General features: G+C 60.2%; 10 protein-coding genes and 2 pseudogenes. 4 read left to right on the top strand and 8 right to left on the bottom strand.

Annotated elements, in window-relative coordinates; genetic code table 11:
- Window positions 1–64: 64 nt before the first annotated feature.
- Window positions 65–2,095, bottom strand: coding sequence for an ankyrin repeat domain-containing protein (locus tag ABD017_RS07740; RefSeq protein ID WP_343881812.1), 2,031 nt, complete (start codon window positions 2,093–2,095; stop codon window positions 65–67).
- 778 nt (window positions 2,096–2,873) lie between these two features.
- A pseudogene (locus ABD017_RS16765) lies at window positions 2,874–2,987 on the bottom strand (IS5/IS1182 family transposase); the annotation flags it as partial.
- 12 nt (window positions 2,988–2,999) lie between these two features.
- On the opposite strand from ABD017_RS16765, the pseudogene ABD017_RS07735 reads away from it, so the two are divergent.
- The 4 genes and pseudogenes from ABD017_RS07735 to ABD017_RS07720 all read left to right on the top strand — a co-directional run.
- A pseudogene (locus tag ABD017_RS07735) lies at window positions 3,000–3,338 on the top strand (transposase domain-containing protein); the annotation flags it as partial.
- 85 nt (window positions 3,339–3,423) lie between these two features.
- Entirely contained in the window at window positions 3,424–6,627 is a 3,204-nt protein-coding gene (locus tag ABD017_RS07730; RefSeq protein WP_343881810.1) for a hypothetical protein, read from the top strand.
- On the top strand, window positions 6,624–12,782 hold the full coding sequence (locus tag ABD017_RS07725) for a DEAD/DEAH box helicase (RefSeq protein WP_343881808.1): 6,159 nt from the start codon (window positions 6,624–6,626) through the stop codon (window positions 12,780–12,782). Before ABD017_RS07730 ends, ABD017_RS07725 begins: the two co-directional genes overlap by 4 nt.
- Window positions 12,783–12,858: 76 nt before the next feature.
- Window positions 12,859–13,302 (top strand): hypothetical protein, encoded by a 444-nt coding sequence (locus tag ABD017_RS07720; RefSeq protein ID WP_343881806.1) that lies wholly within the window; start codon window positions 12,859–12,861, stop codon window positions 13,300–13,302.
- A 177-nt stretch (window positions 13,303–13,479) separates the two neighbouring features.
- Here the strand turns inward: ABD017_RS07720 and ABD017_RS07715 are convergent, their stop codons facing one another.
- The 6 genes from ABD017_RS07715 to ABD017_RS07690 all read right to left on the bottom strand — a co-directional run bounded on the left by ABD017_RS07715 (window position 13,480) and on the right by ABD017_RS07690 (window position 23,365).
- Window positions 13,480–16,110 (bottom strand): DEAD/DEAH box helicase family protein, encoded by a 2,631-nt coding sequence (locus ABD017_RS07715; protein ID WP_343881804.1) that lies wholly within the window; start codon window positions 16,108–16,110, stop codon window positions 13,480–13,482.
- A complete protein-coding gene (locus ABD017_RS07710) occupies window positions 16,100–18,034 on the bottom strand; it encodes a phospholipase D-like domain-containing protein (RefSeq protein WP_343881802.1) in 1,935 nt (644 codons plus the stop codon). Before ABD017_RS07710 ends, ABD017_RS07715 begins: the two co-directional genes overlap by 11 nt.
- Entirely contained in the window at window positions 18,031–19,446 is a 1,416-nt protein-coding gene (locus ABD017_RS07705) for a hypothetical protein (RefSeq protein ID WP_343881799.1), read from the bottom strand. Before ABD017_RS07705 ends, ABD017_RS07710 begins: the two co-directional genes overlap by 4 nt.
- A gap of 559 nt (window positions 19,447–20,005) precedes the next feature.
- Window positions 20,006–21,874 (bottom strand): coiled-coil domain-containing protein, encoded by a 1,869-nt coding sequence (locus ABD017_RS07700; RefSeq protein ID WP_343881797.1) that lies wholly within the window; start codon window positions 21,872–21,874, stop codon window positions 20,006–20,008.
- Window positions 21,867–22,361, bottom strand: coding sequence for an ABC-three component system middle component 2 (locus ABD017_RS07695; RefSeq protein ID WP_343881796.1), 495 nt, complete (start codon window positions 22,359–22,361; stop codon window positions 21,867–21,869). Before ABD017_RS07695 ends, ABD017_RS07700 begins: the two co-directional genes overlap by 8 nt.
- The gene (locus tag ABD017_RS07690) at window positions 22,352–23,365 is read right to left on the bottom strand and encodes an ABC-three component system protein (protein WP_343881794.1); all 1,014 of its coding nucleotides are present in this window, start codon (window positions 23,363–23,365) and stop codon (window positions 22,352–22,354) included. Before ABD017_RS07690 ends, ABD017_RS07695 begins: the two co-directional genes overlap by 10 nt.
- Between the last annotated feature and the right edge of the window lie 102 nt (window positions 23,366–23,467).

Below are 23,467 nucleotides of genomic sequence, written 5' to 3'. Positions count from 1 at the left end.
GGGGCGCCGCCATGCCGAAGCATCAGATCAAAAGCGTCAACCGAATCAATTTCGGCGGCCAACATCATGGCGTCCTGCCTGACACGGGGTGATCATGGGCGACATTTGGGTTCGCTCCGCTCCTCAAGAGCGACTCGACCATACGAAGAATCTTCGGTTCAGAGAGCTTTTCAAATTGGTTGGCATCTATCGCGGCCTTCAACTCCTGATGGATGCGCTGATGCCGAGGATTTCCGTCATTCGCGAAGGGGCTTTGCGCATCACCGAAGGTCCCGGCGCCAAGGACACCGTAGCGTCGCATATGCTCGCGTCGGACGCTTTCTTGCATCACTGGCAGTTGTCGCCGCGGCGCCCCCAGCAACCCGAGGAAGGTAATGCAGCAGTACAAGGGCGTGACGTTCTCAATCATTCCACGTTGGTCAGCGGTTGCGCCCATGGCCAGTAGTGCCTCGACGATGTCCGGCGCCCCGGAGCGCACGGCACTGATCAGAGCCGTGTGTCGCTTCCGAGAGGTCACGCTGTCCAGGGTGGCCTTCGCGTGATGCCGTTGTAGGATCACGTCCAGCGGCCCTCTGTCTCCCTTGCTATCGAATCGTTGAAGAGCACACAGCAATGCCGAGCCCATGCTGGCATCAAGTTGGTCGACGGAGGCTCCCCGATCCAGCAAGGTCTGCACGTCATCGACGCGCCCGAGAGATACGAAGAAATGTAACTGAGGCCTCCGGAGCCTTTGGCCGTCCGCACTACAAACCGTTCTTACGCGATCAGGGTTGCGCAGATCGGGGGCGAGCCTATCCAGATCCTCTGCGGCGATCATTGGGATGGCCATCGGCGCGACCTTCTGCTCTGGGGCCTCTGGAAACATGCCATGAGGGGGAAATAGGCGAGGAAGTTCCCGGCGCAGATGCTCAACCTCCCAATCCTCGATTACAGCATCGCCTCGTGGCTCGACAAAAAGGCCGAATGCCACAGCACGGTGCTTGAGGCGCTTTAGCAAGGCCTTTTGGTTACCGACAAGGGCCGCAAGGACCATTGTCTCCTCGACAATCTGCTTTTCCTGATCGCCCGCCCTATAGTGCGCGAGTTCTACCGCCTCCTCGTAATAGTCCAAGGCCTCATCGAACCGAGCTGACAGCGCATGCCACCTTCCATACAGCCAGGCCCGGTGATAGCGGGTCCTTCCCTCCGGATCGATCACTTTCGCAAGCTGTTCAAAAGCATCCAGCCTCTCACGGATCCGGCCCTGATCTCCCGGAGCTTTTGGTGTAGTCCGCTTCAGATCCTCGTAGAGCTGCAAAGCCGGCATCTTGAGAGCTGAAAAGCGCACTCCCTCTCGATGATTTGCAACGGATAGCACGTGGCCCAGATCAAGCTCAGGAAGGCCGGCCAATAGATGTCGACCCATAAGGGTCCTGATTGGCAGGGATGACTCTCTTTGGAACCAGCAAAGCGCGCGCGCGACCACCATCCAGTGCCGCAAGGCAGGTGCTCGCTGCCGTCCAGCATCACCCGCACGCTCCCAGACAACGCGGGCAACCCGCTTGATGCTCGCAAGGTCTGGGATTTGCCCACCGCTGGTCCAGCTGGAAATCAACTCTCGATCAGACCGATCTTCCCCCGTGGAGTCCGGGAACACGGTTCGCACCAGGTCGACCCCGCTGTGCTGATTCAGCCAGTCGAGGACCACTGCAAGCGGATGCTTTTCCAAATCCAGCAGCACCATGAGATCCGGACCACCGAATTTCTCCTTGATATCAAGGAGAAGACCAGCACCCTCATAAGCGAAGTAGTGTTCTACGAGCAAGGGCAGCGCGTCGTCGCGATTCAGGCTATCGAGCGGGACCTTCGCCACAAGATCAAGATAGCCGGCATGTACGCGATCAACGAATCGAGCGAGAACTCCGGCGAAAGCATCGTCCGTTGCGTCCCTGATCGGTCTCATGACGAGACCTTCTCGAAGTTCGGGAAGCAGGGTCCAGTCGAATTCTCCCTCGCGTGCCAGCCGATCGACAGCACGATCCTTGCCTTTGGTGTCGAGCGCACCTGCCAGCGCGCGATAAAGCTCTCCAATACGAGGGTATGGTGGGCGATCCATCGCATTTCTTTCCTCAGTCATGTCGCGGACAAATTAGTTAGTTTGCGCAGGTCCCGCTTGAAATTTTGCAGGGCGCGATGATCGCCAGGCGTGCAAGGCACAGTCATCCAGCCCCCGTGGGGAGATATCAGCTTTCCGTGGCGCCCACCCATCCGGCATCGCCATCCCTCTCGGATCATGCCCCTAACCAGCGCGGCGATGTCCTTGTCCTTGCAGTACTTCATGGATATCCCTCCCGTCCCGGGCGGGTGAACCCGCCCGGGTGGCTGTTGCAGTTACTTCTTGCCGCGACCTGCATTGCGCGCCGCAGCGGCCTGTCCACGAGATGCGAAGCTTCCCGCCGGCGTCTTACCACCGTGGCTGCGAGCGGTCGCGGACTGGATACGAGCCGCGGCAGCGGTCGTCATCGCATTGCGTGAGGAGGAGGAGGTGGAGTTCTTAGTCATCACTTGGCCTCTCGGATGGTCGTCGCCGGGATTGGCGACGTGGTCAACCGTAGGGAATCAAGGGTTCGGCGTCGTCCAGGCGAGTGGTCAGGAAATTCGAAAATGTGCAGGCGTCCATCACGGAACCCACCGAGCGGCACGCTTCGATCTCACAAGCTGTTGAGAAGCGTGGTTCCATAGCGCTCCTCATAGCTCGGATCTATGCATTTCGTTCTTGCCAGTGTCCGAAGGGCGCGATTTTCTGCCCTGCAGACACACGCTTCTCGTGGTGCCTCAGGTCGGCGACGGCTCCCACCACTCTCCGATGCCACCAAGCCAGTCAGGCTGCAGGCGGCAAACGTCCAGGTTACCCAATCGCGCACCGCGGCAAGGCCGACCATCGGCAGCTTGCGCAGCCCGCCGACGGTCTTGATCCAGCCAAAGCCCTGTTCGATCCGTTCGCGCAAAGCCCCCCCTGCGCACGACAGCCAGGGCAGCAAAGCACCCTGATCCCCCGAGGCAACCTCGGGTCGCAGTACGTGTCCATCCGCTACAGCGAGCGTCTGGCCGAGGCTAGCATCGAATCATCAGTGGGAAGCAAGGGCGACAGCTGCGACAACGCGATCAGCGAGACCATCAACGGCCTCTGCAAGCCCGAACTGGTCCGCCACCGAGCGCCATAGAAAAGCAGGGGAGCGGTCGAACTGGCCATGCTCGGATGAGTGGCCTGGTTCAACCACCGGCGCCTGCTCGGATCGATCGGCTATAACGCGCTTGCAGAGGCGGAGGCCAGCTACTGCAGGCGACTCGCCAGTTAGGCAGCCACCGCGGAGGCCAGACGTAAGCCGAATAGCCTCCACGAATCCCGAGGCGGTACGATTGCTTTACAGCGGGGGACGAAAAATGGATTTGCTAGCCTTGGTTGTTTTTCGCCCTAACAAGCTTGAACAGCCTTCAGGGATACCGTTCTACGCGTACAACGTATCGGAAAGGTCGCTACAGCGCCTTGAAGACGAGCTGGCCCACACCAGGTGCACCGATTTAGTTCGGGTAAAACTGCTCGCTTTCGTCGCCTCCGAACGGTTTCGCAGAAGCTACAAGGACCACGCTTGGAGCTGGGCCGACTGCGGCAGCGTGGTTGCTCGCCTCCGAGAGAAGCGTGGCAATGGCGCGTTCAACGGGTTGATACATGAGAGCCTGAAATACTGGGGACTCAAGCCGCTCGTTGCCCACGGTCGCAAGTTGTGTCTTGCATCGGTGGTGGCATATGGCGGCTTTCCCGTTGCGTTCTTGAGTCGCCAAAGCCCATTGCGTGCTCTTCTTAGGTCTCTGCTACGCAAGCGCATGGCCAGTGGCGCAGATGAGCTACGGCGGGCTGCAAACGTGCTTGTTCCAGCTTCAGGCCTGCCAAACGCCTTCAAGTTGTCGCCGTTCTTTGTAGGGCTGTGCGTTGACCTTGTGGATGCTGTGGCGAACTTGGCTCTGAACGTTGGCGACACCTCACTGCATCTGGACCTGCTAAACAGCAAGAAACCGGGCTGGAAGCGGACGTTGCCCCTCTCCTTTGATGGCAATGATGCCGAGCATCTCGTCGCGGAGCTTTTGAACGTCGCGGCCGATGCCGCAGGCCGCGACGGAAGCGGCGTCTCTTTCATCCGGTCGATCGTTCGAGTGAGGGACAACTGGACTCCCTCCGTGCAAGTAGCGGACCTCCCTCCGCGACTATCGTTGCCGGATGAATGCACGGAACCGATGTACCGCTTGCAGGTACTTGTCGAGGGAGAGGTTGTGCAGGAGCTTGCGCGGCTGGTTCGACAAAATGACAACCGTTACGTGGCCTTTCCCCGCTTAACTCAGCGGGACCTTCAGCTAGACCCTTCGTTTGCGGCAACCTCCTCTACGCTCGCAATGCAAATTGCCGACGAGCGAGCGAGCATCAGCCTTTCTTCGGACGGGGGAGAGCCACTCGATGACGACATGCCGTGGGTCTTCGCATCCACAAGCGAGGGCGATGCCGCGAATAGCGGAGCTCTGGCCGAACTGATCGGGGTGGGGAGCATTCGTACGAGACTTCCTTATGCACTCGTAGCCATCTGCGACACATGGGAGGTCGTCCATGGCACCTGGCAGCAGGTTGGCCTCATGCAACCGAACAACGGCAATGCTCCCCGTCGGATCCTGTTGATCGAAGGCACGGTGCTGATTGATGCTGGTGAGGCAGGCGAATTCACCGTTAGGTGCGGAGCGACGGAGGACAGCCCGACACTGCGGATAACGGGTAGCCACGTCGGCGCCACTTCACCTGCAACCAGGAGGATCTTCCGTGGCGAAGCGCGGGTTTCTGCCGTCCCAAGGGCGGAGAACCTGACCATCGAGTGGTGTTCGGTGGGTGATGGTCATCAGCGAACCTGGAGCAGTAGCCTTCAACGAGCCCGGGGCTTGGTTCGCTATCGCCTCTGCGATGGGGACGAGTCTGTCGCCGAAGCCCGGGCGCTGTTGCTACCTGAAGCATTCACTACACACTCGAGCCGCATGAGGGTGGATGTGGTCTTAGGCCAAGGGTGGCGCATTGAGGCTCCCGGGGGGGCCGTTCAGCATGGTGAGACTTGGCGCATCACCCGGCCGGCTGGCGACAACTCGGCTGAAATTGAGCTTCTCCTTGGTTCGCCGTACTGTGCCAAGTCCGTCGTGCTTCGTGTACCGGTTTTTACCCCAGGCGAGGGCTTCCGTCGTCTTATCGATCGGACCCCGGCCCCGAAGAGGATGACGATTTCCGCGCTTTCGGAGTATGTCGCCTACTCCAGCGCACCAAGCGAGTCTCTGTGGCTGACGCTCAATGGGAAGGCAAGCTTCCCATACCGCTTAAGGGCGAGAGAAGGGTCCGCCGGTTGCCAGATGCCTCTTTCTCTTATTCAGAATGACGTTCGGGAGTTTCGCTACTCGGGCGATGAGGTGGACACACCATTGACTTTATCCGTCGGACAGGCCTCCTTGGAGGTTGCTCCGCAGCGCCTGCTCCGCGCTGGGCATCAGATTCGACTGCAAGAGGCACGGGACCTTTCGGGTGAACTACGCCTGCGTCATTTGTCCCTCGAGCACGAATGTGTCTTGGTACAGAGCGATGAGCAGGAGCGAACCTGGTCTCTGCCTGAGGACTTCCCTGCAGGTTGGGCGATCGTCTCTGCCATGGAGGTAGGCGTCAGGCCCCTCGCGGTGCGCTTCGGTGAGGAACAGGCAATCACACAGGGGCATCCGGAAAGCTTTCGGCACCTGTTGCAGCTGGATGGTACAAACGCCGAGCGAGTCGCTCGGTTAAGCCAGCACTTGAAAGAAGCCCTCGACGGGGTCTCGTCCGAAGCTTCTCGCGATGAACTCGAGTACCTACGCCTTTGGCTGATGCGATTTGACGACCTCCCCATCGACTACCTGGACGTCTTCAAGGCTATTGCGAGCTCACCATATGACGCCACGCGGTTGATGGCCTACTCCTGTGGAGGGCCAACATTCAACGCGTTGAGTGCCAAGCTGCGCCACGTACCGCTTTATTGGCAGCTTGCCCCAAAGCGCTCTTGGAATGGCTTTTTCCGTTGGTGGACAGGACTACTGGGTGAAGAGCAGCCAGAACTTACCCAATCAATCGCAGAACAGTTGGCGTCTGCCCAGCTAGAGACGATGGCATTAGATGCCCACCTGGCCACGATGTACCACGGTTTTTTGACCCAGCACTTGATGGGTCAGGTAGACCACTCACCCGCACACCGGGCCATGTTCACCGGATGTGTGACCGAGTACAAACAGGTCTGGCGGAACAAGGTGGCGATGCTTGCAGAAGACTTCCACGGCGCAACGTTTCCGTGGCTAGAGTCGATTTGGTCAGTTGCCGGCGATATACGAGATAAGGGTACCCTCGATACTGGATTCCCCGGAGCGGTCAGTTGGATAGAACCGGTCCTGGTAGCGCCTCTTGTCGCCGCCTGGGTGGCCCACGACGGCTCCCCTGTTCCTGACGAGCTGCGCAGGCAGACCGCTTATGTCCGTCACCTCGACAACACAGAATTCGACACTCTTTATGCCTACGCGGCTATGTTGCTGGAACAAATCTCATGAGCGTTTCTAAAGACCTTCTGGTCAGCCAGTTGCTGCAGGAGCTTCCTGAGCGTGTCTCTGACGCGGCCGTCAGCATGCTTCGACCAGCAAGCGCCAGCTTCCGTGCTTTCATGGCGCGGCGCTTGAGCGCCGTGCCAGCTGATAGAGACGGAATAACTGCCGACCCCGCATTCGAGGCAATGTTCGGATGGCGCCCTGCGAGAGAGACGTTCGATCAATTGGCGGCCAAAGGAATACTCGACTCTCGCTTTGTGGCCGCGCTGAAGCAGCCTCACGCCGAGAACCCCTCAGCGGCGGGAAGTGCCAATCCTTACGCCTTCCAAGGAGAAATGCACCCTTACGCGCATCAATTGCGCGCATTGGAGGCGGTAGGCGCCGGCAAGTCGGTATTGGTTTCGGCCGGCACTGGGTCAGGCAAAACGGAAAGCTTTCTTTTCCCGATCCTGAGTGACCTTTCCTCGGCCATTGAAGCGCGTGGTCGACTTGTTGGGGTGCAGGCGCTTTTCATCTATCCATTGAATGCGCTGATTCGCAGCCAGCGCGAACGCCTTGTTGCCTGGATGGAGCCGTATGGCGGTGACATGCGGTTCGCACTTTACAGCAGCGAGCTCAAGCCGAGTGTCAGGCGCGACGGCCCGAACACCGCCGCACAGTTGAAGTGCGAGGTTCCCGACCGTAGCAGGTTACGCGCGGAACCGCCGCCCGTTCTGATCACCAACACCACCATGCTCGAATACATGCTCGTGCGCGCGGATGATCGTCCGATCTTCGAGGCGTCGCGCGGCCAGCTGCGGTACATCGTCATTGACGAGGCTCATTCCTACCTCGGCACCCAGGCTGCTGAGCTAACACTCTTATTGCGCCGCGCAATGCTAGCGTTCGGAGTAAAGCCTACCGATGTGCGATTTATCGCCACATCCGCCACCATGGGTGATGCCTCCGGGGAGGACGACACAAAGGTTCGTCGCTTCCTAGCCGACATGGCGGGCGTGCCCGATACGCACGTGATTGTCGTGCGCGGGCATCGCCAAGTCCCCGTCTTGGACAAGGCAGACAAGGGTGCGCCGCCTTCCCTAGAGGATCTTGAGGCACTGGCCAACTCCCCGGATGCGACCGCGGCAGATCTCTATCGCGAGCTCCGACGCTCACCGGTCGCCGTGCGGATGCGGGATCTCCTCATCGAGGCACCTCAGAACCTCGGGCAGATAGCAAACGCACTTCAACTGAGCTGGCCACACGCTGCGCGCTGGCTCGATGTGGCTACCGCCGGCGTGTCCGACGATCACAGCCTCACCGACCGGCGGTTTCTCCCGGTTCGCATGCATCTCATGCAACGCACGCTAGAAGGGGTTTGGTCCTGTGTACGCACCGATTGCCCGGGCACGCAGGACCAGGGATTGACCGAGGACTGGGGCTTCGGGGCCGTCTTCTTAGACCAAACCGAGTGTTGTTCCTACTGCGGCAGCAAGGTGCTGAGTGTGCGCCTTTGCGTTGAGTGCGGATCGGAATCGATGCAGGCTCTGATCGAGCGAGTCGGACCAAGCGAGCGCCTTCGTGCGCTAGGCGATAACGAGGATGACTTTCTTTACGACGCGGACGAAGGTTTCGATGATTCGCTCGATGGTAGTGAGGAGGGCTCGGAGGAGGATGAACCGCGACGCCATGGCCTCGCTGTTGTGCTAAATGCTGCAGATGCCCTACGGGCCGGCGATGTCGCGCACACACGCCTGCTCGATGCAAAAACGGGTCAGCTTGAGCCAGACAATCCGGACATGACGGTCTCTATCGCCGAGGGCGATGCACTGACGGATTGCCCCCATTGCAGCGCAGACTGGCGCAACGCCCGAAACCGGCGAGAAGTGCGGATCTCAGCGCCGTTTATGCTTGGCACGGTGATTCCTTCACTGCTGGCCTCCGCGCCGGCCGACGAGGACGTCAAAGACGGTGCCCTGATGCAAGGCAGGCGTCTGCTGAGCTTCACGGATAGTCGTCAAGGCACTGCGCGAAATGCCGTTCGCCTCTATGACAGGGCGTTGCGCGAGTTTGCACGCTATGTGGTCCCGCACCAACTCGCCACACTACGCCAGCTTCCAGACCCTGAGGTGGCAGAGCTGCTGTCTGCGGATATCGAGTCTCTCGAGCGCCGACTTGAGGCCGCCACGGTACCCGCCATTAGGAACCACCTGAGTAAAGAGCTCGCTATCAAGAGACTTCAGCTTGCCCCGGCGACAGGGCGCATGCAGTGGAGCGAGCTTCGCGACCAGCTGGCCCAGCGGGCCGAACTGGCATACATCGCCAATTACCTGGGCGAGATAGCCGGTGGAGGGAGCGACCGTCGCCGGGCTGCGCACTTGCTCCTCATGCGCGAACTCTACCGCAGGCCAAAGCGACACAATTCGTTGGAAACAATGGGATTAGTTTCCCTCCGCTACCCGGGGATCGAAGGACTTACGGCCCTACCGGAGGGATGGGCTCGCAAGGGGGGATCCCTTCAAGACTGGAAGGACTTTCTCAAGATCCTTATCGATTACCACGTGCGTGAAAACGGCTGCGTTGATCTCCCCGATGAGCTGGCCAACTGGATCGGCACTTCCTTCCGCCAAAAGCGGTTGAAGCGCGTTGTAACCGCCCAAGAACGCAGGTATGAACGCAAGATCGGATGGCCCGTGATAATCCGGTCCGATGGCGCGGTCAATGCGGGACATCGGGCCTATCGCCTGCTGGTTGCTGCTTTCGAGCTCGATGGCAATGCGCCTGACTGCGCGGCCTGGATCGATGACGTGATGGACCACGCTTGGCTTGCGCTCACCACCGGCACGCTGCCGACGTTGTCGAACACGGACGGTCAACCTAACGTTTTCCACCTTGATTTTTCGCGGCAAGAACTGGCCGAGCCGGAACGGGTGTGGCTGTGCAATATCACCCATCGCTTCTTGGACGCCACGTTGCGGGGTATTTCGCCCTACCTCCCCCGTAATGCTGAGAGGCAAATCCGGCCCTGTCAGCAAGTCCGCTTCCCCAAGCTGCCTCATGGGTTTTGGAGACAGGGCAATTCGTTCGTGCCCGTGGCCGAACGTAAGGCGTGGTTAGACAACCAAGAGGTCGTGGCTGAGTTGCGGCGCGACGGGCACTGGAGTGAAGCACTCGACCGCGCCTTTGTTGCCACAGAATTTTATGCCGCGCGAGAGCACTCGGCACAAATAGGCACGGATACCCTTAAGGAAATCACTTCGGAGTTTCAGTCGGGAAGGCTGAACGTCCTCAACTGTTCCACCACGATGGAAATGGGCGTCGACATAGGCAACTTGTCAGTCGTTGCGATGACCAATCCACCGCCCATGCTGGCCAACTACCTTCAGCGTGCGGGACGCGCGGGCCGCCGAGGAGAGTCCCGTGCGCTCGCGTACACGCTATGCCGCCCTGAGCCGCGCGCTATGGAGCTATTCATTGACGGAAGCGCCTTCATCTCAGGCAAGACGCCGGTTCCGAGCGTTCGACTTGAGAGCGCCGCCGTGGTGCAACGGCACGTCAACGCGCTTTTATTGCGCAACTTCCTGACCCTACATCCATCAGTCAACGCCAGCAGCTTATCCGTGGGCTGGTTTCTTGGTGGAGAAGACGCCAATGTCGACAATGCCGACTACCAGCGACGCAGCGCGCCTGTCGCGTCCATGCTGGATCAGCTGCACAAGGGGCTTACCGAAGAGGCGCGACAAGCGATCCAAGCGATCGTCGCGGGCACAGTGTTGCAGGCGCTTGCAACAGAGCAACTGGCCGCCGCCGCCGTGGCAACGCTTGAAAAGATCGACCACGACTGGTGGGGCGAGTTCGAGGTGCTGCTTAACCAGAGACACGAGGAGCAGGCCGACTCCAAGCCTTGGCTGGCCATCAGCGCGCAGATCAAGCGGATGGCGGGGGCTTATCTACTGACGGAACTGACGGAGAGGGGTTACCTCCCAGCTAGAGGATTCCCGACCCACGTGCGTGACCTGATCATTCCATCTTCTCGAGCCACGAGCGCCAATTACGAATGGGATGCCACGAAGCTGAGCCGGGAATTGCCGGTCGCTCTGCGTGAGTACCAGCCCGGGGCAGACGTCGTGGTGAACGGAGCTCGTTACACCGTTGGCGGAGTTACCTTGAATTGGAAGCGCCCTGCAGGTGCATCCGAAGCCGCTGAATTGCAGAGCTTCCGTTGGCGCCTGATCTGCCAGCACTGCGGAGAGATCTCCGATCAGGCGTCCCGCATGGAATCGTGTCCGGGTTGTGGCAACGAGCCTACCCCGCGCTCGCGGTTCGAGTACCTGAACCCAGCCGGCTTCGCCGTGGCTGCGGATGCTCAAGCAAGTGATGACATCTCCTCGCCTCGCTACCTGCCCTCGGAGGAACCTCGATTCTCCGTACCGGGAGAATGGGTCAATCTCCCGAACCATCGAGGTCGCTACCGCGCAGCGTCCGGTAGCGTCACGTACTACCAAGCTCGCGGCGAGCAGGGTCATGGCTTCTTTGTCTGCCTTGCGTGTGGCCGTACTGAAGCGTTGGAACACCCGGCAGGTTCCGACGCGTCAGGTGAGCAGCTTGCTTCGTTCCGCCGCCATTCGCGTCTCCTTACCGGTAGACCGTGCGCGGACGCAGAGGACGAAACCTGGGCCATCAAGACGATTGGTGCACTGGGTGGCAAGCAGCTGACGGAAGCGCTGGAGATCCAACTGGTGCACCCCGACAGCCATGCGAGCATGGTCGATGTCGTGACTGCGACCACCCTCGCCGTGCTGCTGCGCAATGCCGCAGCTACTCACCTGGGCGTAGAGCCCAATGAGATTGGTTTTGCCACCCAGCGTGGACGCAATGGCGACATGCCTGCGCTCTCCGTCCTGGTGTATGACCTTGCGCCCGGCGGTGCCGGCTATGTGACACGCGCAGCGGAAAGCATTCCGAAGCTATTGAGGCTCGCGGCAGAGGCCGCAGCAAGTTGCCCAGCACATTGCCAGGGCGCGTGCGTGCGTTGCCTTCTTGATTACAGCACCCGCCAATACGTGGACGTCTTAGATCGTCACGCAGCCCTGCGCATGCTTAGCGACGACTTTCTAGTCGGGCTAGCGTTGCCGGATGAAGTGCGTGCTTTGTTCAGCACGGGTTGTCAGTATGAGGCGAGCCCAGTTCTCAGGGCCGTAGCGAAGTCGCTGGCAGGAGCTCGGTCTTTATCGGTCTGCGTCACTGCGTCCGAAAGGGATAACGATTGGGACCTGCAGGACTGGCCAATGCGGTCGACCTTGCTGCAAGCACACCTACTGAATCCAGAGCTGCAGGCGTCGCTCGTGATTTTGGGTAATGCGGACTTACTCAGCGAGGACGCCAGAGAGCAAATCGCCAGTTGGCGCCGAGCCGGACTCATAGGCTCGATGTACTCGGGCTCGTTACAGAAGGGTTACGTTCCCTTGGTCACGGTAACCGGGCCGGCAGGAAGCTGTAGCTGGTCACTCGCGGGAGCTAAGGTGGCCTGTGCCACCCCGGGCGAGAGTTGGGGCGCGTCAGATGAGGGCATTCTGGTTCGCAGCACCGGGACGCTTGATTTGCAACTGGTGCCCCTCGATGAGGCTGACCTCCTTCCCAAACAAGTGGGCCGCGGGAACGGTGGAATCTGCATTATTAACTCGCATGCCGGCGTCCCGGCGAAGAACTTCCTAGAGTTCATCCTAGGCGCTATCCGAGCGACTTTCCCCGCCATCGAGGAAATTCGAGGGCAGGTTCCGAATGGTTTGAAATACACCGACCGCTACCTTCGGTCACCAGAGTCCGCTCTCGTGCTTAAAGCATTGATCGACGGGCTCGTGCCGTCGACAGCTTCTGCGAGCCTCACCATACAGACAGCAGAGCTCCCGACACAGCCTGGATATGGAACTGACTGGCGTGAAGAAAGGGCTCGCGAGCTCGAACTTAAGCGGCTCTTTCGCCGCGACGGACTCGACTTTGATCTGCAGGTGAGACGCAAATCCGCCGTGCCTCACTCGCGGGTCCTTAAAGTTTCCTACTCTAACGGGCAACGGTTGAACTTGAAATTCGACCAAGGCGTCGACTTCTGGAAGATGGTCGGCACGGTGGTGACGCCCAAGTATCCGCGCAGCACTACGGATGTAACGGCGTGGTACGACTAGCCCCAATCGACAAACTCTTCATTTTCATGGCTCTTGCACAACACCCCGGCGGGCCCATCGTGGAACTTCCTCTTTGATGGCCCGCCTCAAGCTGTTTCTAATTGCCAATGCGCGTAGAGCACGTCCAACAGGCGCTTCTGGCCAGGGGAATTGGACGATGAAATTTGCGAAAGCCGCCGCTCACGAAGGGGTCGTTGATGGTCTACGTTGCATCGAAGACAAGATTTTCGAAACGGGGCAGCTAGTCACTGCAACGGGTGACGCCGAAAGTGATGTGACTCTCCGCTTCCTTATCGCTGACATAGGCAACGGCCCAGCGCCGTACTTGATCATCGATGTCACAACCGGGGCGGCTGTTGACGAAGAGAGTGACGCCTGGGTGGAGCTCAGCGACTACGTCTACAGCAAGTACCTCGATTTATCTGGATCATTACCAAGGCGCACAAGCTCTGTTTTGGGGGAGGCCGCCGGGCAAGTTACGAGAGTGAACGGACGAGCCATCCTTCTGTCGAATTGGTGAACTCGACCATTCATCCCCACTCCAGGCCGCTTTCGCCAGCTGGGGCATGGCGGCCGGCGAAGATAGAGGGATGACGGCCGCCCAATGTCTTTTCCAGTTCTGGGCTCACGACGCCTGTAACAGCGTGCTATCACTGCCAGCAGCGCGTTGAGAACGATGAGCGGCAAGTAATACGTTTCACGATCTCGCTTCTTTGGGATCGAATGGATAGGGATCGACTAGGTCCGTTGCTGTCATGCCCTCGCGTGGCGTACGCAGGTATCGGTGCCATCCATCGCGCGCGCGCCGTAGATCGATCTCGGCACTTACCGGCAACTGACGGCACGCGTCCATGCGTCCTTCGACGAAATACTTTTGACACACGAACGAGGCTAGCTGTTCCTCATCAAACGAGCGTGCCAGATAGGGGTAGTGAATCGCTAGCTCGGCCTGCCCGTCCCGCTCCAATAACGCATTCACCTTGCCGAATAGTCGATCCACCCGTCCCACGCGCTGCTCATTGTCGCCCGGCGTCCAGGCGATGCCGTAGTGGTGTACTTTGCGGCACTGCAAGTGCAGGTTCACCCCCTCCTGCAGTACCGAAGTTGCGGCCAGTACGTTCGGGTAGAAGGCACTGTTGAAACCTAGGATCAAACGCTGCCGGTCCTTGACCGCGCCGCTGGCATAGAACGCCGGGCTGCTCAGGCTGGTGAGCTTGTGCCACCCCCGGCGATCCTCGTCGGGCACGTTTTCGCACAAGGCTTCGAAGGTCCGCAGCGCCGCACGGAAGTAGGCTAAAGCCAGGGACCCTTTCAACCGCTTGTTCAGGAACTCCACAAAAGCCAGATAGCGCTGCTGCGCGTCGCCCGCCTCCCCCCATCGTCGGAATTCAACGTAATCACAATAGAGCTCCACGATTACTGGGCTGGCGAACAGAAAACCGTTCTTCAGGTAATGGCCGAAGCTTTCGGCCTGCGTCGGCTCGCGTGTCAAACGCGCAATGTGCTCGCGATCGGTGGCGTCGAGCAGGTCGTACATCAGCCCCCACAGCGTAGGCATCGGCTTGTCAAACTTCTGCTTGTCGTCCGACGCCTCACAGCGACGAGCGTCAAGCGCCGCTGAGGCGTACTCGTCGCGCAACCTGCCGCCGGATAGCTTGCGATAGTGGTATTCGTACGCACCGTTCATATAGTCTCGGGCCGGCTCGAGCAACAGCGAGAATAGGCTCTCCGACTTGCGCAGGCGCAGGCTGAAGTTCGAGGCGTCGGTGCTGCGCTGCGCGCCCGTCTTCTTCACGACAAAGAGATTGGCGACGTGCGAATGAACGTCAGCATCGGCGTCCGCATGCCCCTCGGATGCCAGGTCGTATCCTTCCAGAAGCGCCGCCTCATCGACCTCCACTTGGGTGCCGAAGAGCCGATTGAAGGCCTCGCGCGACCACTGGGCCGCTTCCCATCGCTTGAGCAGCGCCCCTGTGTCGTTCGGCTCCAGCGCGCGCGCAATCTTCCGCCCCATCTGCCGGTCGTAGACTGTGTTCACGCGCTTGGCAATCTCACGCACCGACGGAATCCTGCGCACAAATACTAGGTGCTTGTGCTCGTGCACATCGACACCTGCATCGAACAAGTCGGCTGGCACGCATGCGTTCACCAGCGCGTCGTACTTGGGATGCGCCGGCAGGCCGCCCAGGCTCTCATGCATGCGCGCCAGCCGTATCAGAATCTCGGTGTCGGGCGCGGCCTGGAAATCGCGCTTTGCGCCGTCTTCCTCAGTCTGCTGCTCCTCTTCGGGTGCCTGGACCTGGAAGGATTCGAAGCCCTCCAGATAGCCATAGAGGAAGCGCCTGCCGTCCTCCACCTCCTTGGCTACCAGCAGCTTCTGATAAAGCGCGAAGAACAGTTCAGCCGCGGGGTCGTGCGCCAAGTCCGCCGCCAGCACCCGCTCATGGCGGTAGCTGTACTTGTCGTGGCTGCCGTCGCGCCCTTGCATGCGACGCAGGCGGCGCAGGGCATACTTCTTTAAGAGTGTCTCGGGCTGTTCATCGCCTACTTCTGCCACATAGCCAAGGATCGCCGAAACATCGTCCATCGATGCATGGCTGGGCGTAGCCGTCATCAGCAGCGCGTGCTCACTCAGACGGTCTTCCGGTGGACCGAAGAACTCGCGCGCCGCACGCGCACGCTGCGACTTACCGCGGCTGTTGCGAAAGTAGTGCGCCTCATCCACCACCACCAAGTCGAAGCCGCGACCATCCAGCGCAGCCTTCAGTCTACGGTGGATCTCGGTCGCCGCTGCCGCGGCACCCTTGAGCTTATCGAAGCCCTCGTCATGCTCGTCACGCACTAGCCCGCTCAGCGCATAGATCGTCGTCACGAAGAACTGGTGGGCCTGAGCCTCCACGGCGTCGGCCAAGTCGCCCAGGGACCATGCCAGCCGGACCTCGTGAACCGGCTCGCCATCGCAGACGCGTCGCACCATGTCGTCAGGCTCGCGGTAATGGGTGCGCACGAACTTGGTGTACTCGCGCTGCCAGTGGCGGCAGATGTCGCGGTTGGGCGCCATCACCAGCACGCGGGCATCTGGCTTTGATCTCCAAAGCAATGCCATGACGCCCAATGCTTGCAGCGTCTTGCCCATACCAACCTCGTCGGCAAGTAGCGCCGCGCTATACCTGCCCAATTTATTCCACAAACCGGCCACGCCCTCGGCTTGGCGCGCTGGCATGGTTCGATCACCCTCGTGATAGATCCAGTCCGCGCGCTCGCGATCAAACGTGATCCACCGGGACACCCCCTCCGGCGTCAGCGTGCACCAACGTTCATCGCCCATATCTACAAGCCTCCCGCAGCTGCCGCATGTACTTGGTGTTGCTTCGAATCTCCCGCGGCAGCTTCACCATCCTCTTGTCGGGCTTCAGGCTCGTCCACTTGCCTCCCTCCGGCGGCACGGCCCGCGCGTACTTCTCGCGCGTGCGGGCATGGGCCTCCAGCGCCGCCGCATACAGCGAATCCGCTTCCTGCAGCAGAAACCAGTTGAACACCGGACTGCTGCCGGGCGCGACCAGCTGTTCTCTCACCTTACCCACCAGCTCCTGCAGACTGCCGGCCTGCACGAATAGCAGCAATTCCAGGTCGTCGCGCGAATCCACCTTACGCAGCCGCTGGCGGAACTGCTCGAAGGCATGGAACAAACGAAAGTAGCTTAGCCCGTCGCCTTCCGAGGCAAAGGCCGGTAACAAAGGATCGTCTTCGGGGACGTCGTCGTTGCGCAGTACCGGACGAAGACGGGGCTTGCCACTGCTCCCAGGCTCAACGCCGTCGATCAAGTCGTTTAGCAGGTCCTTCAAGGAGTCGTAGCCATGGGCACGCCGATGGGCCTGCTCGGTTTCCAGCACCAGTCCGCGGTATTCCAGGCTGTCGTCTCGCCAGACCTCGTAACCGTGGTCGGCCAGCAGCGCCTCGTTGTCGGCCACCTCCAACTTGCTCGGATCGATGGTTTCGAGTGGCCACGCCCCCTCCTTGCGGTTCCTCTTCCAGGCTAGAGAGAGGCGCTGCTTCAAACCCGGGAGACCTATCTCGTAACCTGCGCCGTGAATCTCCTCGTACAGCCGCCCTTGCACGTCATAACGCCCCTGAGCCCAATCGAAGCTCACCTGCAGTTTGAAGGGCAACGGATAGGGTGGCAGTTCCAACTCATCGTCTTGCAGCATCTCATCGGTACCGAAGTCACTTGCGCCCAGGTTCAGCGGCTTCCCAGCTATCTGCGTGCTGGGTGGCACGTCCAGCAGGATGCCCGCCTCCACGTTGCGCAGATCGAAGCTCGCACTGCCTGGCTCGGTGCAGTTCCACGATCCAACGGCCAAACGCGCGCGGCGGCCCGTGGCCAGCCAGAGCTTGGCGTGGGTCATCTCGATTTTGTCCGCTCGCGGCGAAGGCCTGTCATGGAAGCTGAGCACGCGGCCCTTCAGCAACTTCGCGATTGCCTCCGACCACTTTGTGCGCAAGTGCTGGTTGGCGACCCGATCTGGCACGATGGAGAAATGGATCGCCTCACCTGCCAATGCCCGGATCTTGTCAATCAGGCCCGCGAGGTCGCGCGAGAAGTACGGCGACCACACGGTCAATCGCTCGGCTTGCGTGTCTGCCAGTAATAGCTGAAGAAAGCTCTCGCGCTCGAAGCTGTGGGCGAAGCGCCAAACTTGGTCGTCGCCCTTGAACTGCCTGCGCACACCCAGCGCCTCGCCCAACCCCGCGGCGGCGAATAGTGGATTGAAGAAGCGTTTGATCTGCTGGTACTGAACGTCGTTGCTTACTGCGTGGAAGCTGAAGACCTCTTGGTTGCGCCCCCAGCCACTAACGCTGAGGTTCGCGCTGCCCGCACCAAGTACCATGCGACCGCTCTCGTCTTCTAGGTAGATCACCTTGGGGTGGAACAGCGACTCCTTACCGAAGCCATCCAATCCAAGCCACCCCGGCAGCACGCCGTGCACGCGCAGAGCGGTTCGCTTTAGCTGGTCGGCTTCCATCATGCGTAAGTCGCAGAACACGCGCAGGTCGATATCGCGCTCGGCCAGTTGTAACTGCATGTTTTCGTAGTCCATGCGGTTGGACGGCGGATCAGCGTCGCCCTGCAACAGTTCCGGCAACACGTGTGTCTCGAAGAACGGGATGCTCAGATTGAAGGTGGTGAACCACGCCCGTCTCAACGGGCCCAGCGACCCAACTTGCTGTCGGAAGGAATCCAGCAGCTTCATGTCTCTCCCCGCAAACCGGACAAGAGATTGCGGAACTGCGGCACGTAGTACTGATGGACCCAGGAGCCCACAGGCCTCTTGTCCTTCTCCGGCAGCGGTCGGGTCCGCACGTCGATCTTCAGCTCGCGGCTGTTCAGCAGGCGCAGCCAGGGCGACTGGCCGCGAGCCGCCATCACCTTTTCGTGGTACTTGAGTAGCCGCTCCACGTGTTTCTTTTCATCGTTGCCTTTCGCCAGCGCCAATAGTTCACCCAGCCGCTCGGCGGCAGTGCCCGTCACCTGGACACGCATCGCGGCATCGGCCTCGATAGGCGCTGCCAGTTGAGGAAGCGTGCACCCGTCGCGGCCCAGCCCCCGCCATAGCTTCAACACCGCATCCAGCGACTGCGACTTGGCCGAGAGCATCACCCCCAGCAACAAGTCTAGCTCGGCGAGAAATGGCTCCAGAACACGGACGCGCTCTATCTTGTCGCGCTCGCCCTCCGTGAGCGGACGAAACTCGGCTGCGCGCGCATACACCTCGCTCGGCCGCAACTGCAACTGGCCGTCTGGCTGCCACTCCTGCTTTAGAACGTCGTACAAGGCGCCGGGCGCACCCTGGTCCAGTTCGGTGACCCCTAGCCAGAAGTCCCGCGCATACGTCCCGACTTCCGCAGGCGAACGGAAAGCCGCGACGAAAGCCTCCTTGAGCTCCACTGGCAGCTCACCGAAGGCGATTTCAGGGTCACGACGCGCAGCGGCCAGCAGTTCGACCACGTGCGCGTGCACTTGTGACAGCAGTGGCGCCAGCCGCCTCCCTTCATCGAACAACAGAGCCTGGGCCCTCCGCCACTGCGGCCTCGCTACCGGCAGCTGGTAGTCGTAGTTGCTGTCGAAGAATCCCATCTCCACCAGCGGTGTCTTGTAGCGTCCGCTGACCCCGAGCGAATTCTGTCGCATCAGCACGTGGGCCCGAGGCTCGGGGCTGAAGAGCAGCCGCGGCTGACCCTCGGTCTCCTGCCAGCGTCGGCGCGCCTTGGAGATACCTAGCACGCCCGCGGTATTCACGCCGAGCTTCGTCTGCGCCTCAGCCTCCACCATCGCGAAGACGTACACGTTTTCCAGATAGATCAGGCAGGCCTGCTTGAAAGCGACCGAGTCCTTTCCCTGACCCGCGTAGGCCTTGTTTTGCAGCAGCGCCTTGCCCGGTGCCACTGCATCACCCTCGACCAGGGCCTTCGTCACGGCGTGGTTGAAGAGGTTGAGAGTGTAGTTCCGGACGTCATTGGAGATGGAGCTGATGCGGTTGCGGAAGATCTTCTGCCCGTAGGCAGACCAGATGACCCGCAGACCGAGCGGATCCAAGTTCATCTCGCTACTGATGCGATCATCGAAATCGGTGAGAATTTCCGCCAAGAACGTCGGTGAAGTCACGACATCATTTCCTTCAATTGAAAACCATCCTCACATTCCCCGCCCGATCGCTAAACCCTTTGATCCATCCCCACATCAGCACCGAATCCACCACCGTCGCTGTGACATCCACGTCACCAACCTTACGCAGTTTGATGACCCGGTCTTCGGACAATGGGGTTTCGCTGAGGTGCGCCAATACACGAAACCGATGCCCGGCTTGGACACGGCCTTCATCGCCGCTTCGCCTTGCAGGACAGCGAGGAAATCGTTGAAGCCGGTGGCGGGGCGGATCGCTGCTGACGCATCACGGCACCGGAATCCCCGGCGTGACATGCCTCAGATGCATCGCTGCAAGGCGCTCCACATTGTCCGGCATGACCAGGCCCAACCGCTCACCGTGCGCCCGACGTACCAAGGATTGGCGCGCGTGATCCATTCGGACATAGAACACGTATCTCTGGTTGGCCGCATTGCGGCCCGACGTCGGACCTGGCCACGGGTTCACAGCAGTTGAGGCGTCAGTCGGCATGGCCGTCCGCTTTCGTGGCGATATCTTGGGCGCGTGACTAGGCGAGGCTCAAGTAAACAGGCCAGCGCGGCCGATGCTCGGGTTCTTGGTGAACTGATAATTCGCGTACGGCGCGACGACGTCCTGATCGGATTTGTGGTTCTCGATCACGATGAACTGGGCTTGGTCGGCCATGCCCTGCAGATACCTATAGAAGTGCGTTGCCACATCGGCTTTGCGCAATTCCAACTCATCGACAGAGAGTTCCTCGTAACGTCCCTCCTCTGCGGGACGATAGGCAAAAAGCGGAGAATCCAGGATGACGAAACCCGGATGTGGCCGGCCCTTCTCGATGCAGTATACGAGCACGCCGATCTTGAACGCGGCATGCAGAAGCGCCCGAACGCCAGCGCCATTGTCGCGGCGGCGCTTTCCATCGACGACGATGTCTTGGTCGCCTTTCTCGAAATGTAATGCGTCTGCGCCGGGATAGTTCCACGCCTTCAGGACCTGCTTCACCACGGTCGAAAGTTCATGCGCTTCGCTGTTTGAAAGGTCGAGACTGACGTCAATGCCATCGGCGCGTTGTCGCGACTGCACGGTCGTGCCCTTGATACGCACGATTTGTGCCTCAAGCTCGGCAACTCGACGCCGGTTGTCCAAGGCGGTTTCAAGCTTTTCATACCGCGCGCTGGCACTGAGAAAGATGGACCGCGCGGATACCTCGCTCTGGGCAGCCTGGAGTCGGGCAACGCGCACTTTGTTCAGCCTGTCATCTGCCGCGACAATCAGCCGCTCTACCTCCAGGATTTCGGCGTCGGCATCGGCGAGCGCAGCGGCAAGGTCACGGGCCTCAGCGCGGATCTTCTCCATTTCCAGCTCGATGGCGTTACGCTGTTCCTCGATGCCGCCAAGGCCATGGTCGTGTTTTTGGTGGTCGGGGACAGCTCCACACAGCGGACAATTGATCGTGGCAAAGCGTTGCAGGAGGAAGCCGCCTTCCTCTAGACCTTCGAGGCGATCGATGTCGGAGGTGTAGACACGTGCGAGCTCATCGAACCGCACCTTGAGAGCATTCAGCTCCGCGATCCGAGCTTGGTAGCCTTGAATATCGTTGGATAGGCCGCGCTCCTTGAGCGCTAGCGCATCGAGACTGTTCTGGCGCTCTACCACCACGTCGAGAAGGTCCGCTTTTTCCCGCTCGGCGACTGTCAGATCGGCAACGAGCGAAGTGGTCTCGACGGCATCGTCAGTCGCTTTTCGCAATTGCTCGGCCATCTGAGAGAGGAGCTCGATCTGCCCCTCCTTTGCTGCCTTGAGCTGATCGCCAGACCGCACCTGCGCGATCGAAGAGCCATCCACGCCGGTGAGCAGGAATTTGAGCAACCCCTTGTCTTCCGACGTAACGGTAGTGTTGTGCGCGAGCAGCAGGCTCTTTTCGTCGATCATCCTCGTCTCGTCGATGAGGAGGTAGCGCATGACGACCCGCAGAGAGAACGGCGCCTTTTCGGCGCGCTCGTTTTTTAACAGTTGCGCTTCGCGGTAGCCGACGCTAGAGAGGAGAAAGCGCGAGACGTTGGGCGAGCTGACGTGCTTTCGCGAAAATACTTCGTATCCTGGCGAGCTTGCATCAACGGTCTGGGAATGCCCGTCGGCCTTGTAGATGTCGCCGCCAAGAGCGGACGACCGCAACGTAATTCTCTGATCACCAGGGAGGGTGATCCAAAGGAGATAGTTGTCCATCCCCTTGCCTTCGGGAGGCAAGGTCGGAAGTTCTCCACCCAAAAGGTAGTCGATCGATTTGCGCACGAACGATTTACCGGTGTTCGAAGCGCCCCAGATGATGTTCACACCCGACTTAAACTGAACCGAAACCGGAGTTCGCTCGGGTCCGGTGAACATCAGCTTGTCAATGACGATCCTGCGCCGATCAGACATTATCAGTCGCTCTGCCAACGATTTCGTGAGACCAGCGCTCAAGGTGGCTCTTCAGACTCTCAAGGAACAGGTCAACGCCTTGCTCAACGGCTTCATCCGCCATCCATTGGGCCACTTCGGCGAGGCGGCGATTATAGGCGCTTCCGAACAGATCGATCATCGCCGTTGCCGTTTCGTGTGCCCGAAACGCGATGCCGCTATCCGTTAATACCTGTTCGACGAGCGACGCGCGAGCCATGAGCAGTAAACCCTCTTCGACCAGGTGTCGGCGCACGAAATACTCGCCAGCGCGGGCATTGATCTCGGGGTGGAGGCTCGGTGGACCACCAGCGTCGCCGGAGTGAACGATGTAATAATCCATCAGCGACATCGTCGCGAGGTCGAAGGCCTGAGGCGCGAAAGCATCGAGAATGAGTAGTGACCGCACGCCCGCTTCGAGCGGCGTGTTGAACAGTTGCGGCTGGGCATGGGGCAGGCTCAGACCCACGGCATGCGTCCGACATTCGCGAAGTGGTGGCACGCGCCTTGTTTGACACTGGGGGTCACGCGATTGTGCCGACCAAGCGCCCCGGTAACCTGGGCGGTGGCGGCAACCCCCATGATCTGCGTAAGCCTCTCATAGAGCGGCGCTGTCCCGAGCGCGTGGTACCGATCGATCACGGTCTCGTGCACGTCCTCGTCGACATTGTCGATGTGGCTAGCCGGCAGATTGTCGCGAAAATGGCGTCGGAACGCCTGACGTTCGAGGTACCGTCGACGAGCATTCACGATCTGGTGACCGTAGGTCGCGTTGGCAACAACCTCCGCGTAATTTGTGAAAGGCGTGCCGCTGGCAGCAGCAAACACTGCCACAAGCTGGGTCACATAAGCCGACTCTTCGTCAGCGACATCCTCCGGCACATCAGCGGCGCGCACCCGTGGTGCCTCGCCCGGATCGATGTCGAGATGCTCATGAAGGACAGCGCGCATCTTGGGCCTCTCGACCAGTTCGCTTGCCTTCCAGAGCTCGACCTTCTCGAACGCATAAGTGCGGATCGCTGTCGTGAGCGCCTGAGTCAGCGGGCACGACGTCGTCGATATGCCGTTGAGGCAGTAGGCGTCCCAATTGTCTATCAGGAAGTCTGCGATGAGCGACGGTCGGTCGATCACCTTCTTAACGTCCCGGACCGCCGAATTGGGGCAGACGAATATGTACTTGGTGGGCAGCATGAATTCGCCCTGGCCCGCGTAATAGAAAATCTTGCCGAGCTCGATGACGAACTCGGCTTTGCCCAGAGGCGCCTTCAGATGCTTGCACTGGTAGTTGTGCCAATCGCCGTCGTACCGTCTGGTCGTGAGAAAGCCGACGGCATCGCGCCCCATATCCGCGGACGCGGTTGGGCGCTCGAATCCAACATAGGTGTCCGCAACCTTCGCGAGCCACTTCTTGATCAGATCTTCGAGCTCGCTGTCCGTTAAATTCAGAATATGGCGATCTTCGTTGAATGCCATCGTGCGCTATTCCCCCACCGCGCTTGCGTGAGATGCGACGGAAATTCCTTTCCCGATCAAAGTCTGCTCGTCGCTCATCACCTGCAAACCCGCGGCCCTGTG

It is taken from the genome of Rhodanobacter caeni (assembly GCF_039523575.1).
In the GTDB taxonomy this organism is placed as follows: Bacteria; Pseudomonadota; Gammaproteobacteria; order Xanthomonadales; family Rhodanobacteraceae; genus Rhodanobacter; species Rhodanobacter caeni.
This window is presented reverse-complemented; position numbering and strand designations above follow the sequence as displayed.

What these genes read in the sequence shown, in the direction of transcription:
- ABD017_RS07710 (WP_343881802.1), bottom strand. Translation starts at nt 18,034, where the DNA reads ATGAAGCTGCTGGATTCCTTCCGACAGCAAGTTGGGTCGCTGGGCCCG.
- ABD017_RS07720 (WP_343881806.1), top strand. Translation starts at nt 12,859, where the DNA reads ATGGCCCGCCTCAAGCTGTTTCTAATTGCCAATGCGCGTAGAGCACGT.
- ABD017_RS07740 (WP_343881812.1), bottom strand. Translation starts at nt 2,095, where the DNA reads ATGGATCGCCCACCATACCCTCGTATTGGAGAGCTTTATCGCGCGCTG.
- ABD017_RS07730 (WP_343881810.1), top strand. Translation starts at nt 3,424, where the DNA reads ATGGATTTGCTAGCCTTGGTTGTTTTTCGCCCTAACAAGCTTGAACAG.
- ABD017_RS07715 (WP_343881804.1), bottom strand. Translation starts at nt 16,110, where the DNA reads ATGGGCGATGAACGTTGGTGCACGCTGACGCCGGAGGGGGTGTCCCGG.
- ABD017_RS07690 (WP_343881794.1), bottom strand. Translation starts at nt 23,365, where the DNA reads ATGGCATTCAACGAAGATCGCCATATTCTGAATTTAACGGACAGCGAG.
- ABD017_RS07725 (WP_343881808.1), top strand. Translation starts at nt 6,624, where the DNA reads ATGAGCGTTTCTAAAGACCTTCTGGTCAGCCAGTTGCTGCAGGAGCTT.
- ABD017_RS07700 (WP_343881797.1), bottom strand. Translation starts at nt 21,874, where the DNA reads ATGTCTGATCGGCGCAGGATCGTCATTGACAAGCTGATGTTCACCGGA.